This is a genomic window from Arthrobacter sp. 10T419 (assembly GCF_056394105.1).
Genome location: NZ_JBFTHF010000004.1, coordinates 173,529 through 187,240, shown reverse-complemented (window position 1 = coordinate 187,240; position 13,712 = coordinate 173,529). Strand labels below are relative to the sequence as shown.

Genomic DNA, 13,712 nt, shown 5'->3' with positions numbered 1-13,712 from the left:
CTCAGGCCTCCATGGCGGGTTCTGCAGACCGGTCGCGGTCCGGGCGGGGTTCGTGGAATCGTGCGTCGACCGGCTTGACCAGCAGGTTGGCCACAAAGCCGATCACCAGCAGCGCCACCATGGTCAGCAGCGCGGGCTGGTAGGACGCGGCATTCAGCTGGCCGGGCTTGCCCTGGGCGTCCAGGAAAGCGTTGACGATCAGCGGTCCGGCGACGCCGGCAGCCGACCACGCGGTCAGCAGCCGGCCGTGGATGGCGCCGACCTGGAAGGTGCCGAAGAGATCCCGCAGATAGGCCGGAGCCGTCGAGAAGCCTCCGCCGTAGAAGGAGATGATGACAAAGGCGAGCGCCACGTAGAGGACCGTGGTCGAGGAACCGGCGAGGGCCAGCACTGTGTAGAGCAGCGCGCCGACGCCGAGGTACACCATGTAGATGCGCTTCCGGCCGGTCACATCCGAGGTCGCGGACCAGGCAAAGCGCCCGGCCATGTTGCCGATGGAGAGCAATCCCACGAAGCCGGCGGCGACGCCGGCACTGACCAGGGAGACGCCGTCGGACTTCCGGAAGAAGTCCTGGATCATCGGGGCAGCCTGCTCCAGGATGCCGATGCCGGCGGTGACGTTGCAGAACAGTGCGATCCAGACGAGCCAGAACTGCCGGGTCTTGACCGCGTTCTTCGCCGAGACGTTGTCCGTCGTGACCAGCTTTGACGCCTTGACCTTGGCCGGATCGAAGCCGACGGGCTTCCAGCCGTCGGCTGGCACCTTGATGGTGAAAGCGCCGAAGAGCATGTAGGCGAGGTAGACGACGGCGAGGGTCAGGAAGAGCTTGCCGACCGAGTCACCGCTGGCAATCCAGCCCTTGGCGCCGGAGTTGGGGTCGTACATCTTCAGCAGCGCGGTGGAGACGGGGCTCGCGATCAGCGCGCCGCCGCCGAAGCCCATGATGGCCATGCCGGTGGCGAGTCCCGGGCGGTCCGGGAACCACTTGATCAGGGTGGACACCGGCGAAATGTAGCCGATACCCAGGCCGATGCCGCCGACCACGCCGTAGCCGAGGTAGACGAGCCAGAGCTGGTGCGTGAAGATGCCCAGCGAGCCGATCACGAAGCCGCTGGCCCAGAACAAGGCGGACGTGAACATCGCCTTGCGCGGGCCGTTCTTATCCACCCAGGTGCCCATGATCGCGGCGGACAGGCCGAGCATCACGATCGCGATGGAGAAGATCACACCGATCTCGGTCAGACTGGCGCCGAAGTGCTTAACCAGCGCCGTCTTGTAAACGCTCGTCGCGTACGCCTGGCCGATGCACAGGTGGACGGCGAGCGCCGCGGGCGGCACAAGCCACCGGTTGAACCCCGGCGGGGCAATAGTTCGTTCGCGGTCCAGCCAGCCCATAGTTGCTCCCTTGCGTGTCGAAAGACGCCGATGTCTCGGCGCTCTAGAGGCGAAAGGCCCAAATGCGGGCACTTGCCTCCGGCAATCATGGTGCAATTCATCAGCAAACGTATCAGTTGTGCGCCGAGCGGTAGGGATTCCGCGATGAGCGGTCAGGTTACTTTCCGAGGCCCGCTCTCCGGAGCGCCTCGGCCATCGCGGTGTTGGCGGGCGCCGATGCCGGGGCCGCCGCCGGGGCCGCTTTGGGGCCAGGCGTGGGTGAGCCCTGCCTGGCCGGGGTCGGCGTGGCGGCGGACCTGGGCTGCGGTGGCCTCGCCTGGCCCCGACGGCCCCGGTCCTGCGAACCTGCCGCGGGTTCGTCGTCGAGCCGGAGCGTCAGTGAGATGCGTTTCCGGTCCGGGTCGGCCTCCAGCACCTTGACCCGTACCACTTGGCCGGACTTGACCACCTCGCGCGGGTCGGCGACGAACCGGTTGGCCAGCGCGGAAACGTGGACCAGCCCGTCCTGGTGCACTCCGACGTCCACGAACGCGCCGAACGCGGCCACATTGGTGACTGTGCCTTCCAGCACCATGCCCGGCTTGAGGTCGGAGATCTTCTCGATCCCTTCCCGGAACGTCGCCGCCGCGAACGCGGGCCGCGGGTCCCGGCCTGGTTTTTCCAGCTCGGCGATGATGTCCCGCACGGTGGGCAGACCGAACGAGCCGTCCACGAAGTCCTGGGGGTTGAGCGCAGCCAGGCCGCCGCCCTGACCGGCGCCGGCCGCGGCCTTGATCTTCCGGGCCAGCGGGTACGCCTCCGGATGCACGCTGGAGGCGTCCAGCGGCTCCGCTCCCCCGCTGATCCGCAGGAAGCCGGCGCACTGTTCAAAAGCCTTCGCGCCCAGCCGGGGCACCTTCTTCAGCTCGCTGCGCTTGTTGAACGGACCGTGCTCGTTCCGGTACGCCACGATGTTCTCGCTCAGCAGCGGTCCGACGCCGGCCACCCGGCTCAGCAACGCGGGTGAGGCGGTGTTGACGTCCACCCCGACGGCGTTGACGCAGTCCTCGACGACGGCGTCGAGGCTGCGGTCCAGCTTCGACGCCGTGACGTCGTGCTGGTACTGCCCGACGCCGATCGACTTCGGCTCGATCTTGACCAGTTCCGCGAGCGGATCCTGCAGCCGCCGGGCGATCGACACCGCGCCGCGCAGCGACACGTCCATGCCGGGCAGTTCGGCCGCGGCGAGCGCCGACGCCGAGTACACAGACGCCCCGGCCTCGGACACGACGAGTTTCTGCGGCGCGCCGCCGGCTTCGGCACCGAGCTGTTTGATCAGCTCCGCCGCGAGCTTGTCCGTCTCCCGCGAGGCGGTGCCGTTGCCGATCGCCACGAGTTCAACACCGTGTTTCCGGGCCAGCGCCAGGAGCGTGCGCAGCGCCTCATCCCACTTCCGTGCCGGGGCGTGCGGGTAGACAGTGTCCGTCGCAACCACCTTGCCGGTCCCGTCCACCACGGCGACTTTCACGCCGGTGCGCAGCCCCGGGTCCAGTCCCAGGGTGGCGCGGTTGCCGGCGGGTGCGGCGAGCAGCACGTCCCGGAGGTTGGCGGCAAACACCCGGACGGCCTCGTCCTCGGCCGCGGCGAACATCCGGCTGCGCAGGTCGCCGCTCAGGCGGCTGAGCACCCGCGAGCGCCACGCCTGCTGCGCCGTCTGCAGCAGCCAGGCATCGGCGGGCCGGCCTCGGTCGGCGACCCCAAGGAACTTGGCCACAGCGGCTTCGTACCGGCCGCGGGCGGCGGCCAGGGCGGCGTCGTCGTCCGGTTCCGCCTCGCTGAGATCCAGTTCCAGCACGCCGTCCTTTTCACCGCGCAGCAGCGCGAGGACCCGGTGCGAGGGCATCCCGGAGGGAGCCTGGGAGAACTCGAAGTAGTCCTTGAACTTCTGCCCCTCGGTCTCCATGCCCTTCTTGACCCGCGACACCATCCGGCCCTGGCTCCAGAGCCGCTCCCGCAGGGTGGCGGCCAGGTCAGCGTCCTGCGCGACGCGCTCGACAAGGATGGACCGGGCTCCGGCCAGCGCCGCGGCGGCGTCACCGATGGCATGTTCTTCGTTCAGGTACCGGGCGGCTTCGCGTTCCGGGTCCAGCTCCGGCCGCTTCAGCAACGAGTCCGCGAGCGGTTCCAGGCCGGCCTCGCGGGCGATCTGGGCCTTGGTGCGCCGCTTCGACTTGAAGGGAAGGTAGATGTCCTCCAGCCGCGACTTGGTGTCGGCGGCGACGACGGCGCCCTGCAACTCCGGGGTGAGCGACCCTTGGGCGGCGATTGCTTCCAGAATGGTCCGACGCCGGTCCTCCAGCTCGCGCAGGTAGCGCAGCCGCTCTTCAAGCCCGCGGAGTTGGGTGTCATCCAGGGTGCCGGTGGCTTCCTTGCGGTACCGGGCGATGAACGGCACCGTGGACCCGGCGTCGAGCAGCTCCACGGCCGCTTTCACCTGCCAGGGTTTCACGCCGAGCTCGGCGGCAATCTGGGTTTCAATCGGGGTGGTCACGGCGGGGTGCTGCGGGAGTTGGCTCACCCAGCCATTTTGCCTTACCCGGGTCAGGAGCCGGGCGTTACCGCAGCGTCGGGGGTCTCCTGCACGTCCTGCACGACCTCGTTGTGGCGCAGGAACCACGGCTTGAACGGCGGGTCGAAGCGGGCGAACCTCGGCGGCCCCACCGGCGTCAGCCCGGCCAGGGTCAGCGCCGACTGCAGCCCGTCGTTGCGCCGCGCGAACGCGGTTTCCGAGCCGCTGCCGGAGAAGCGCAGCGCCGCGGCCAGCGAGCCGGGAACAGCCCGGATTCTGACCTCGGGGTCGGTCGGGACCGGAGCGGTTTCTGCGCTCATGCCCGCGGGGAGGACAAAGGCGACCACGAAGTCGGCCGGCGCATCCTTCCCGGGCAACGGGCCGCTTTGGAGCACCGGAGTGGTCATCGCCAGTTTCTGCGAGGGGCCGTGGCCCGAGCTCCCCTGGCCTCCGGCTCCCGGGCCACCGGTCCCCTGGATCACCGGGGCGGTCATCGCCAGCTTCTGCGACGCGCTGTTGCTGCCACTGATGTAGTTGAACAGGTGGCGGAAGGCCGCATTTCCGGCGCGGTCAAAGCTCGCGTTGACCCGGATCTCGGCGACGACGTGCGCGGGATAGCGGCGCAAGTCGAAGTGTGGGTAGCTGCGGACCAGCTCGAAGGGTTGTTGTTCGGTCATGGTCTTGCTGACCTTACGCCGCTCCCACGACGACGGCCAGTGTTTGAGTGTCAGAGGGCTTTGGTAGCTTGGCAGAAGAGAGATCGACGGCGTCGGGAGCCGGCCGGTCGGTCAAAATGAGTCAGTCGGCCAGAGCCAAGCAAAGCGGGGCGCAGTGTTTTTTCTTGAACCGGAAGTACCGGGCGCGGCACCGGATCTGGTCTACTCCGCGAGCGACCTTGTGGTGGCCGTCGGCTGCGAGTACCAGCTGCTCCGGAAGCTCGACGAAAAGCTGGGCCGTGCCCCGAAGGCTGACTTCGGCACCGATGAAATGCTCCAGCACGCGGCCATGCTGGGCGACGTTCACGAGCGCAAGGTCCTGGACGGGTTCATGGACGAGTTCGGCACCTGGGACCCCACCCGCGGGCGCGGCGTGTACGACGTCGTTCCCGCCACTGCCATGGACCGCGCCACCTTGGCGGCCAAGCACCACGAGTCCATCGAGGCGCTGCGGGCGGGCGCCGACGTCGTCTTCCAGGCCGCGTTCTTTGACGGCCAGTTCCACGGCCGCTCCGACTTCCTGGTCCGGCAGGCCGACGGCGGCTACGCCGTGTTCGACACGAAACTGGCCCGCCACGCCAAAGTGACCGCCCTGCTGCAGCTCGCCGCCTACGGCGACCAGCTGCTCAAGGAGGGCATCCCCGTGGATCCCGCGGTCACCCTTGTCCTTGGCGCCACGGTGCAATTGGCCGACGGCGGCTACGACTACGTCCGGAGCCACCACAAACTCGCCGAGATCCTGCCGGTCTTCCGGGAACGCCGTGAACGTTTCCTCGGCCTGACGGCCGTGCACATCGCACAGCCAGACGCTGTCCGCTGGGGCGCGGAGGATGTCACCGCCTGCGGCCGGTGCGACTACTGCCAGGAACAGGTCAAGGCCACCGACGATCTGCTCCTGGTGGCCCGGATGAACTCGGTGCAGCGCAAGAACCTCCACGAGCTGGGCATTCACACCGTCACGGAGCTGGCCCAAACTCCGCTCGCCAAGCCGACGCCCACGCTCCTGCGGCTGCAGGAACAGGCCCGGATGCAGAGCGGCGTTGGACCGGCCGACGGGGAAGTGCAGTACCGCAAGGACGGCGAGGAACACACGCTGCGCTACGCCGTGCTCCCGCAGAACACCCTGGCTGAGCTTCCGCCGCCCAGTCCGGGCGACATTTTCTTCGACTTCGAGGGCGATCCACTGTGGCAGGACAGCGCCACCGGGGTGTGGGGACTCGAGTACCTTTTCGGCGTCATCGAGGCGCCCTCCGGGCCAAGCGTTCCGGGCGTGTTCCGGCCGTTCTGGGCGCACAGCCGGGCGGCGGAGAAGCAGGCGTTCCTCGACTTCCTGGACTACGTGGAACAGCGTCGACGGGACTACCCCGATATGCACGTCTACCACTACGCCCCTTATGAGAAGACGGCACTCCGCAAGCTCTCCGTGCTGCATGTGGCCGGCGAAGACATTGTGGATGAGTGGCTCCGCGAAGGCCTGCTGGTGGACCTCTACCAGACGGTCCGGAACAGCATCCGCATCTCGGAAAACTCGTACAGCATCAAGAAGCTCGAGCCGCTCTACATGGGCACGAACCTCCGCACGGGCGACGTAAAGGACGCCGGCGCCTCCGTTGTCGCCTACGCCCACTACTGCGAGGCGCGCGAGGCTGGCAAGGTGGATGAGGCCAGGGCCGAGGACGCCGCGAGGATCCTCGCCGGCATCTCCGACTACAACGAATACGACTGCCTCTCGACGCTGGAGCTGCGGAATTGGCTGCTGCAGCGGGCCAAGGAACGTGGGATCGAGCCGGGCGGGATTGAGCCAGGCGGCACCGGCTCCGGGCCGGGCGGGGACACCGGGTCCGGGTCGGGCGGCGCCGGTTCCGCACCGGCGGGCGCCGGGGACGACGTCGACTCCCCGGCCGCTGCTGCCGCGCTTGGCCCGGCCGAGCTGGCGTTGCTGGCCCTTGCCGAGCCCGGGAGCGGCCTGTCCGAGGAGGATCGCAAGGCCGTCGCCATGCTGGCTGCGGCTGTGAGCTATCACCGCCGGGAGCGCAAGTCCTTCTGGTGGGCGCATTTCGACCGGTGCGAGCAAGGCCCGGACACGCACGAGCGGGACCGGAACGTCTTCCTTGTCGATTCCGCCGTGATCCTCGACGACTGGCAGCAAGAAGGCCGGAAGCTTCCGGAGCGGCGGGTCCGGCTGACCGGCACTGTGAGCCCCGGCTCGGATTTGCGCGAAGGCAGCAAATGGTTCCGGATGTACGGGCTTCCGCTTCCCGCGGGGCTGGACGGCACGGGCAAGAACGGTGCCGGCCGAAGCGGCTGGTTCGGCACGGAGGTTCTGGAACTTGGGCACGAGGACGGCAAGGACACCGTCGTCATTCGGGACCGGCTGCACCGAAACGTATCGCCCCACAGCGAGGTGCCCATCGCGCTCACCGAGGACCAGCCGCTGGCCACCAAAAGCCTGGAGCAGGCGTTGGAGTCACTCGCCGACCTGGTAGCCGATGGCTTGCAGTCCGGTTCCATCCCCCGGCACCCTGCCCTTGACCTCGTCCGGCATCTGCCGCCACGGCTGTCCGGCGGCGCGTCATTGCCGCAGCCGGGCGACGGCCCGGACCGCTTCATCGATGCGATCACCACGGCGGTCTTGGGACTCGACCACTCCTACCTGGCGGTGCAGGGTCCCCCGGGAACCGGCAAGACCCATGTGGGTTCCCACGTCATCGCCCGGCTCGTCGCCCGAGGCTGGAAGGTCGGCGTCGTCGGCCAGTCCCACGCCGTGGTGGAGAACCTGCTGACGACCGCCATCACCAAAGCGGGGGTCAGCCCCGCCCTGGTCGCGAAGGACGTGAAGCACGACAATCCCTTGCCGTGGCAAGCGCGTACCGCCAAGGACGTTGCGGCGCTGCTGAGCGCGCCCGGCGGTGCCCTGGTCGGCGGCACGGCGTGGACCATGACCGGCGCCACCGTCCCGGCCGGCTCACTCGATTTGCTGGTGATCGACGAAGCCGGCCAGTTCTCCCTGGCCAACACGCTCGCGGTCGCCCAGTCCAGCAGCCGGCTGCTCCAGCTAGGCGACCCGCAGCAGCTCCCGCAGGTCAGCCAAGGCAAGCATCCCGAGCCTGTCGACGAGTCGGCGCTGGGCTGGATCTCCGCGGGTCACGCCACCTTGCCGGCGGAGCTTGGCTACTTCCTGGCCGACTCGTGGCGGATGAACTCCGAGCTGTGCCTGGCGGTCTCCGAGCTGTCCTACGAGGGCCGGCTGCGGTCTGCGCCGTCCGCTGACCTCCGGCGCCTGGATGGAGTTCCCGCCGGGATCGAAACGGTGATGGTGCCGCACAGCGGCAACACGACGTCGTCCCCGGAGGAAGCCGCCGAAGTCGTCCGGCAGGTGCGGCGCCATCTGGGTCTGGCGTGGCACACTCCGGAGGGGTCGCGCCCTCTTGAGGCCTCGGACATCCTTGTGGTGGCTGCCTACAACGCCCAGGTGAACCTTGTTCGCGAAGCTCTGGACCGGGCCGGACTGTCAGGCGTACGGGTCGGAACCGTGGACAAGTTCCAGGGCCAGGAAGCCGCGGTGGTGATCGTGTCCATGGCGTGTTCGGCGGTGGCCGAGGCGCCCCGGGGCATGGAGTTCCTGCTCTCCCGGAACCGGATAAACGTGGCTGTGTCACGCGGGCAGTGGCGCGCCGTCGTCGTGCGCGCTCCGGAGCTGACAAACTACCTGCCCACCCATCCGGAAGGCCTGGAACAGCTGGGCGGCTTCATCGGCCTCTGCCAGCGGTCCGTGTCCCCCGCCCCCTAGGGGACATGCCCATCCTTCCCCCCACCACTAGACATGCCCATCCTTCACACCCACCAATGGACATGCCCGTCCTCTGGGTGCGCCACGATACATGCCCCTCGCCTCCGAGCTGCTCCGGGGGACATGCCCATCCTTCACACCCACCATTGGACATGCCCGTCCTCTGGGTGCGCCACGATACATGCCCCTCGCCTCCGAGCTGCTCCGGGGGACATGCCCATCCTTCACACCCACCATTGGACATGCCCGTCCTCTGGGTGCGCCACGGTACATGCCCCTCGCCTTCGAGCTGCTCCGGGGGACATGCCCATCCTTAAACGCCAACAGTGGACAGAATCGGATTCTGTCCACTGTTCAAGGCGTGCGCTGGGCATGTCCGGTGAATGATTACGCCGGCGCCCCGCTCCTAGTTTTGGTAAGCCGGGTAATCGGTGTAACCCTCGGCGCCGTCGGAGTAGAAGGTGGCCTGGTTGGGCTCGTTCACCGGGAGCCCCTCGCGCCAGCGGCGCACCAGGTCGGGGTTGGCGATGGCCGGTCGTCCAACGACCACAGCATCAGCGTGGCCGTCCGAGACCAGGGACTTGGCTACTTCGGCAGTCGTGATGACGCCAAAGCCGGTGTTCAGCAGGAAGGTTCCATTGAAGCGCGTGCGCAGTTCCTGGACCAGTTCGCTCGTCGGCTCCTTGTGAAGGACGCTGAGGTAGGCCAGCTTCAGCGGGGCCAGGGCGTCCACGAGGTAGCCGTAGGTTGCGCGGACGTCGGCGGCGTCCAGTTCCAGGGCGCCCTGGACGTTGTGCTCCGGCGAGATGCGGATACCTACGCGGTCCGCGCCGACGGCGTCCACAACAGCCTGGACGACTTCGATGACGAAGCGGGCACGATTTTCGGGTGAGCCGCCGTAGTTGTCCTCGCGCTGGTTCGCCGCCGGCGTCAGGAATTCGTGCAGCAGGTAGCCATTCGCGGAGTGAAGCTCGACGCCGTCGAACCCTGCGTCGATCGCATTGCGGGACGCCTGAACGAACTCTTCACGGATGCCGGACAGTTCATCAGTAGCCAGCGCGCGCGGCACCGGGAAAGCCTGCTTGCCCTCGTAGGTACGGGTCTCGCCGTCAATGGCGATCGCGCTCGGGGCGACGACCTCATGGCCGCCAGTGGTGTCCTCGTGCGTGACGCGGCCCGCGTGCATTACCTGGGCGAAGATCCTGCCGCCCTCGGCGTGCACGGCGGCGGTGACGTCGGCCCAGCCCTTGAGCTGCTCCTCGGTGACCAAGCCGGGCTGTCCCGGGAATCCCCGTCCGGCCGGGCTGGGGTAGGTACCTTCGCTGACGATCAGCCCCAACGAGGCTCGCTGCCGGTAGTGCTCCACCACCAGCGGCCCGGGAACGCCTTCCTTGCCCGAACGGACGCGGGTGAGCGGCGCCATCACGAGCCGGTTCGGTAGTTCAAGCTGGCCGAGGGTCAAGGGGGAAAACAGCATGCGCAGTTCCTTTCGGAGTGGATTGGGTCCACTGGCGGAAACTTCATAGCGTCTGCAACTATTCCGGTTGAGACTCAGATCACGCCTGAATTACCGCGAGGTCGGTGGTGAGCCGGGGCAACCCTGGCCTTCCGGATTTTGGAGACAATCGTCGGCATAGTTGCGGGTGATGGACCGCCAGACGCTGACGGTCTGTGGCGGGGAGCTGAACTGTCCTTGGCCCGGGATCGGCAGCGGTGGGCCGCCGTTGACGGAGTAGGTCCCTTGAAAATACGTGGTTAGCGTCACGGAGAAGTCCCCGGTCTGGGTGTAGATGTGGCTGGTGGTCGTCTTTTCGCCCCACCGGTCCTGCGGCAGTGGTCCGCCGGCCGAGCCCTGTGGGCCCAGCGAACTGCCGTCACCGTAGTTCCAGGTGTATTGGACGGGCTTGGCGTCGACATGGACGGCCTGGGCCAGAATCTTGATGTCGAACTGCTGTTCTGCTGCCTCAGCAAAGAAGTTCGTCTCAGCGCCCCGAAGCGTGTGCGGACTGGGTTGCGCGGTTACTCGGCCCGCGGCGATCGGAAGTTTCTGGAATTCGGTTTGGATCATGGCGGCGATGCGGGGCAGCAAGTCTTCGGGCCGCGCATCAAACAGGCACGTCGGCCCGGAATGGTAGCTCCAGACTGGGTTGGGGACCCCTGCAGGAGCCTTGAACCAAGTGACGGGAATCCCGTCTTTCCCACCGGGACCGTTCTTGCACTCCATCACGGTCGCCAGGCACTCAGCGTCGAAGTCGCCACCGCCAAGATGGCATTGGAGTTCGTATTTGTACTGGAAGGGGTCGCTTGCCGGTATTCCGGGTTCCACCCACATGAACTCGCCCGTGGATGGATCCAGCGACCACGATCCTCCCACGCGAACCGATCCGGGACCCCAGGTGCCCTTGATCGGGGGTTCATTGCTGCCCGCGTCCGACGCAGCAGCAGGCCCAATCATCAGAAGCAGAGCTAGTAGAACTGCGGCTTCAAGCGGAGCTCGGGCTTGCATTTGCTAACCCACGATCGGCTGGATGTTTTTTACAAACCATGACCCATTCTTGAACACAGCAAGCATCAAGTTTCCTGAATCCTCGGGTTTGGGGTCCTTGCTGCTTAAGGTGCCGTCCGGGTTGTAGTACGAAATGCCTTGCTGCGATATCTGCATGGCGACTTGATAGTTACCGTCGCGGGCCAGACGGAAGGTGGTAGACACGGATGGCGTCGTGACTTGCCCGCCAACGAGCCAACGACCGTCACTGTGCCACCCCGAAATGACTTTCTTGGCATGCTCGCACGATTCACATTCGGCGCTAGTTAGGACACTCAAACGTGAGGTATCGCCGGTCTCATAGCCGTAGCTCAGGAGCTGAAACCAATACCTCGCGAACGCTTCCAGCCCCTCCTTCGTCTTCGCCTTCGCAGCCTCCGGCAGCACCGGAACCGGGACGTTCTGGGCCCTCCCCTTGGCGTCGGCCGGCTTATAACTGGCAGTGGCGATGGGCGTCGCGGTGGCGCTGGGAGTCCGGGACGTGGACATGCTGGTCGACGCATCGCTCGGTGCCGCACTCGGCGGCGCCTGGCCGGCGGTGCATGCCGTTCCCATCAGGGCAATACCGGTGAGCAGGGCGGCCGCGGCGGTGAGCCTGCGGCTGGAGGTTGGAGTGCGAGATGTCATGTTCAGCTAATCCCCCGATAGAAATCAAGACGCCTGAATCCAAACAATGCCTAAGGGTAACTGACACCACACTCTCGCCGTAAGGGTTATCCACAGGCCCCCGCCTCACTTCTGAACCACGCGCCCCTAGGGAAGCAGGCGCCCCAAATACCTCACTCCCCACCCCCAAAGACACCCCCAAACGCACTACAAAGACACCCCAAACGCGCCCCCAATTGCCAACGCAAACAGGGCGTTGCAGAAGTTCCTGCAACGCCCCCGCCGTGCGGCCGGATTTCAGGCCCGGCTCAGCTTCCTACTTCTGTTTGTCCGCCCCGAGGCCCGAGCCGCTGCAGCTTGCCATGGCGCCCTGGCCGGTTCCGGAGTTCTTCGAGATCGACTTGCCGTCAAACAGAATTTCGCAGCCAACCTTTGCCGCGGCATTCGAAAAATCCCCGCTGACAACCAGGGAGAGCAGATCCGAATTCTTCACGGTCTGCTCCTTCTTCCAGCCAGCGCTGACATCAACGTTGGACGTCCCGCCGCTGGTCCAGTAACTGACCGAGGCTTTGCCGTTCGTGGTCACCACGTACTGGACCTTGTGCTCCGAGTTCAGCGCCTGATCGGCCGAGGAAACAGCAGCGGACACCACGGCCATCCAGATAGCCGCGATCACAATGCTCAGAATGCCAAGAACGATGCCCGCAATCGCGGCACCCTTCTTGGCGAACTTGCGGGTAGCACCGATGATCCCGAACAGGACGGCCAGTGGACCCAGGACAAAGGCGACGACGCCCATCACCGGGATGAACGAAAAGACGACAGCAACAATGCCGAGCACCAGTGCGGTGATGCCCCAGCCGTTGCCCCGCGGGGCAACAGGAGCGCCGCCCATACTCGGAACGGTGGACGTGGGCGCATCCGCGGGCGCGGTGCCGTGTGAATTGAAAGTACTCATGATTCCCCATACTCATGGCCAGGCGGTGCCTGGCGGTGCGAAGTGTCCGGGCCCAAGCGCCCCCATGGCGCGGAGGGGCATCTCGTCCAACGGAAAAACACCCTGATGGGCCACCGCTGGATGCGATGCAATCCGAACAAGATGAACGATAGGGAGGGGGTCGGACAATATAGCGACCGCAACCTCACGACCGACTAAGCAATCAATTCCGATTGCCTCTGGCGTTTTTCTACACGGGACAGAACAATGAGCCCATGATGTTCGAACACGCAGACAGCAGCCCCATCTTGAACCTGTCCGAGGATGAGACCTGGAAACTCATCGAAGGAACTAAACACGGCAGGCTCGTCGTCACCGTGGCCGGCGAACCGGATATTTTCCCGGTGAATTACGCCGTCGACAACCGGAAGCTTTACCTGCGCACGGCGCCCGGCAACAAGCTGGCCGAACTGACCATCAATTCCAAGGTGCTGTTTGAAACCGACGGCATCCTCTCCGAAGAGGCATGGTCGGTGGTCGTTCGCGGCACGGCACGGGTCCTGGAGCAGTCGGCGGACATCGCCGTGGCCGAGGCGCTGGGCCTTAAACCGTGGGTGCCGACGCTGAAAGACTTCTACGTCGAAATTGCTCCGACGTCGGTCAGCGGCCGGCACTTCCAGTTCGGCGAACACCCCGAACGGGAAATCTAGGCCAAATTCGCGGCAGACAGCCGCCGCCTAGACTTAAGCCATGGCGGACAGTCTGACCCCGGAGCGGCGCAGCTGGAACATGTCCCGCATCAGGGGGAAGAACACCAAGCCCGAACTGCTCGTCCGCCGGATGCTGCACGCGAAAGGCTACCGCTACCGCTTGCACGGCACCGCCCGTGGCGGCAGGCTCCCCGGAAACCCCGACCTGGTGTTCGCCAGCCGCCATAAAGTCATCTTCATCAACGGCTGCTTCTGGCATTTCCATGACTGCAGGGTCGGCCAGCATGCACCCAAATCCAACGCGGATTTCTGGGAAACCAAGCGCGCCCGCACGCGGGCCCGCGACGCCGAACAGCGCCGCCTGCTCGAACGTTCGGGCTGGGACGTTCTCACCGTCTGGGAGTGCGAGCTCAAAGACCTCTCGGCCCTCGAGCAGCAACTGGACAGTTTCCTCGGCCGCTAAG

10 protein-coding genes are annotated in these 13,712 nt (G+C 66.3%); 3 read left to right on the top strand and 7 right to left on the bottom strand.

The annotated features are described in order from the left end of the window. Position 1: 1 nt before the first annotated feature. The 3 genes from AC1DBD_RS09725 to AC1DBD_RS09715 form a co-directional block, all read right to left on the bottom strand. The gene (locus tag AC1DBD_RS09725) at positions 2 to 1,396 is read right to left on the bottom strand and encodes an OFA family MFS transporter (RefSeq protein ID WP_441418335.1); all 1,395 of its coding nucleotides are present in this window, start codon (positions 1,394 to 1,396) and stop codon (positions 2 to 4) included. Between the two features lie 157 nt (positions 1,397 to 1,553). Next, complete coding sequence (locus AC1DBD_RS09720) at positions 1,554 to 3,953, bottom strand: Tex family protein (protein WP_476981977.1); 2,400 nt, start codon at positions 3,951 to 3,953, stop codon at positions 1,554 to 1,556. Positions 3,954 to 3,976: 23 nt separating this feature from the next. Next, the gene (locus AC1DBD_RS09715; protein ID WP_476981976.1) at positions 3,977 to 4,621 is read right to left on the bottom strand and encodes an SOUL family heme-binding protein; all 645 of its coding nucleotides are present in this window, start codon (positions 4,619 to 4,621) and stop codon (positions 3,977 to 3,979) included. Between the two features lie 154 nt (positions 4,622 to 4,775). On the opposite strand from AC1DBD_RS09715, the gene AC1DBD_RS09710 reads away from it, so the two are divergent. Beyond that, the gene (locus AC1DBD_RS09710; RefSeq protein WP_476981975.1) at positions 4,776 to 8,450 is read left to right on the top strand and encodes a TM0106 family RecB-like putative nuclease; all 3,675 of its coding nucleotides are present in this window, start codon (positions 4,776 to 4,778) and stop codon (positions 8,448 to 8,450) included. Positions 8,451 to 8,856: 406 nt separating this feature from the next. Here the strand turns inward: AC1DBD_RS09710 and AC1DBD_RS09705 are convergent, their stop codons facing one another. From AC1DBD_RS09705 to AC1DBD_RS09690, 4 genes are all read right to left on the bottom strand, one after another. Continuing rightward, on the bottom strand, positions 8,857 to 9,927 hold the full coding sequence (locus tag AC1DBD_RS09705; RefSeq protein ID WP_476893098.1) for an alkene reductase: 1,071 nt from the start codon (positions 9,925 to 9,927) through the stop codon (positions 8,857 to 8,859). 90 nt (positions 9,928 to 10,017) lie between these two features. Next, a complete protein-coding gene (locus AC1DBD_RS09700) occupies positions 10,018 to 10,782 on the bottom strand; it encodes a PKD domain-containing protein (RefSeq protein WP_476981974.1) in 765 nt (254 codons plus the stop codon). 177 nt (positions 10,783 to 10,959) lie between these two features. After that, positions 10,960 to 11,622 carry a DUF6318 family protein gene (locus tag AC1DBD_RS09695; RefSeq protein WP_476981973.1) on the bottom strand — a complete coding sequence of 221 codons (663 nt, stop codon included), beginning with the start codon at positions 11,620 to 11,622 and terminating at the stop codon, positions 10,960 to 10,962. 295 nt (positions 11,623 to 11,917) lie between these two features. Next, on the bottom strand, positions 11,918 to 12,559 hold the full coding sequence (locus AC1DBD_RS09690; protein ID WP_476893101.1) for a DUF4190 domain-containing protein: 642 nt from the start codon (positions 12,557 to 12,559) through the stop codon (positions 11,918 to 11,920). Positions 12,560 to 12,813: 254 nt separating this feature from the next. Here AC1DBD_RS09690 and AC1DBD_RS09685 point away from each other — a divergent pair, with 254 nt between their 5' ends. Both AC1DBD_RS09685 and AC1DBD_RS09680 read left to right on the top strand, forming a co-directional pair. Continuing rightward, complete coding sequence (locus AC1DBD_RS09685) at positions 12,814 to 13,248, top strand: pyridoxamine 5'-phosphate oxidase family protein (protein WP_441418327.1); 435 nt, start codon at positions 12,814 to 12,816, stop codon at positions 13,246 to 13,248. Between the two features lie 40 nt (positions 13,249 to 13,288). Beyond that, the gene (locus AC1DBD_RS09680) at positions 13,289 to 13,711 is read left to right on the top strand and encodes a very short patch repair endonuclease (RefSeq protein ID WP_476893102.1); all 423 of its coding nucleotides are present in this window, start codon (positions 13,289 to 13,291) and stop codon (positions 13,709 to 13,711) included. The last annotated feature ends 1 nt before the right edge of the window (position 13,712 follow it).

Bases quoted from the DNA above. Each gene is read 5' to 3' on its own strand.
- AC1DBD_RS09725 (WP_441418335.1), bottom strand. From the start codon at position 1,396: ATGGGCTGGCTGGACCGCGAACGAACTATTGCCCCGCCGGGGTTCAAC.
- AC1DBD_RS09715 (WP_476981976.1), bottom strand. From the start codon at position 4,621: ATGACCGAACAACAACCCTTCGAGCTGGTCCGCAGCTACCCACACTTC.
- AC1DBD_RS09705 (WP_476893098.1), bottom strand. From the start codon at position 9,927: ATGCTGTTTTCCCCCTTGACCCTCGGCCAGCTTGAACTACCGAACCGG.
- AC1DBD_RS09700 (WP_476981974.1), bottom strand. From the start codon at position 10,782: ATGTGGGTGGAACCCGGAATACCGGCAAGCGACCCCTTCCAGTACAAA.
- AC1DBD_RS09695 (WP_476981973.1), bottom strand. From the start codon at position 11,622: ATGACATCTCGCACTCCAACCTCCAGCCGCAGGCTCACCGCCGCGGCC.
- AC1DBD_RS09690 (WP_476893101.1), bottom strand. From the start codon at position 12,559: ATGAGTACTTTCAATTCACACGGCACCGCGCCCGCGGATGCGCCCACG.
- AC1DBD_RS09685 (WP_441418327.1), top strand. From the start codon at position 12,814: ATGATGTTCGAACACGCAGACAGCAGCCCCATCTTGAACCTGTCCGAG.
- AC1DBD_RS09680 (WP_476893102.1), top strand. From the start codon at position 13,289: ATGGCGGACAGTCTGACCCCGGAGCGGCGCAGCTGGAACATGTCCCGC.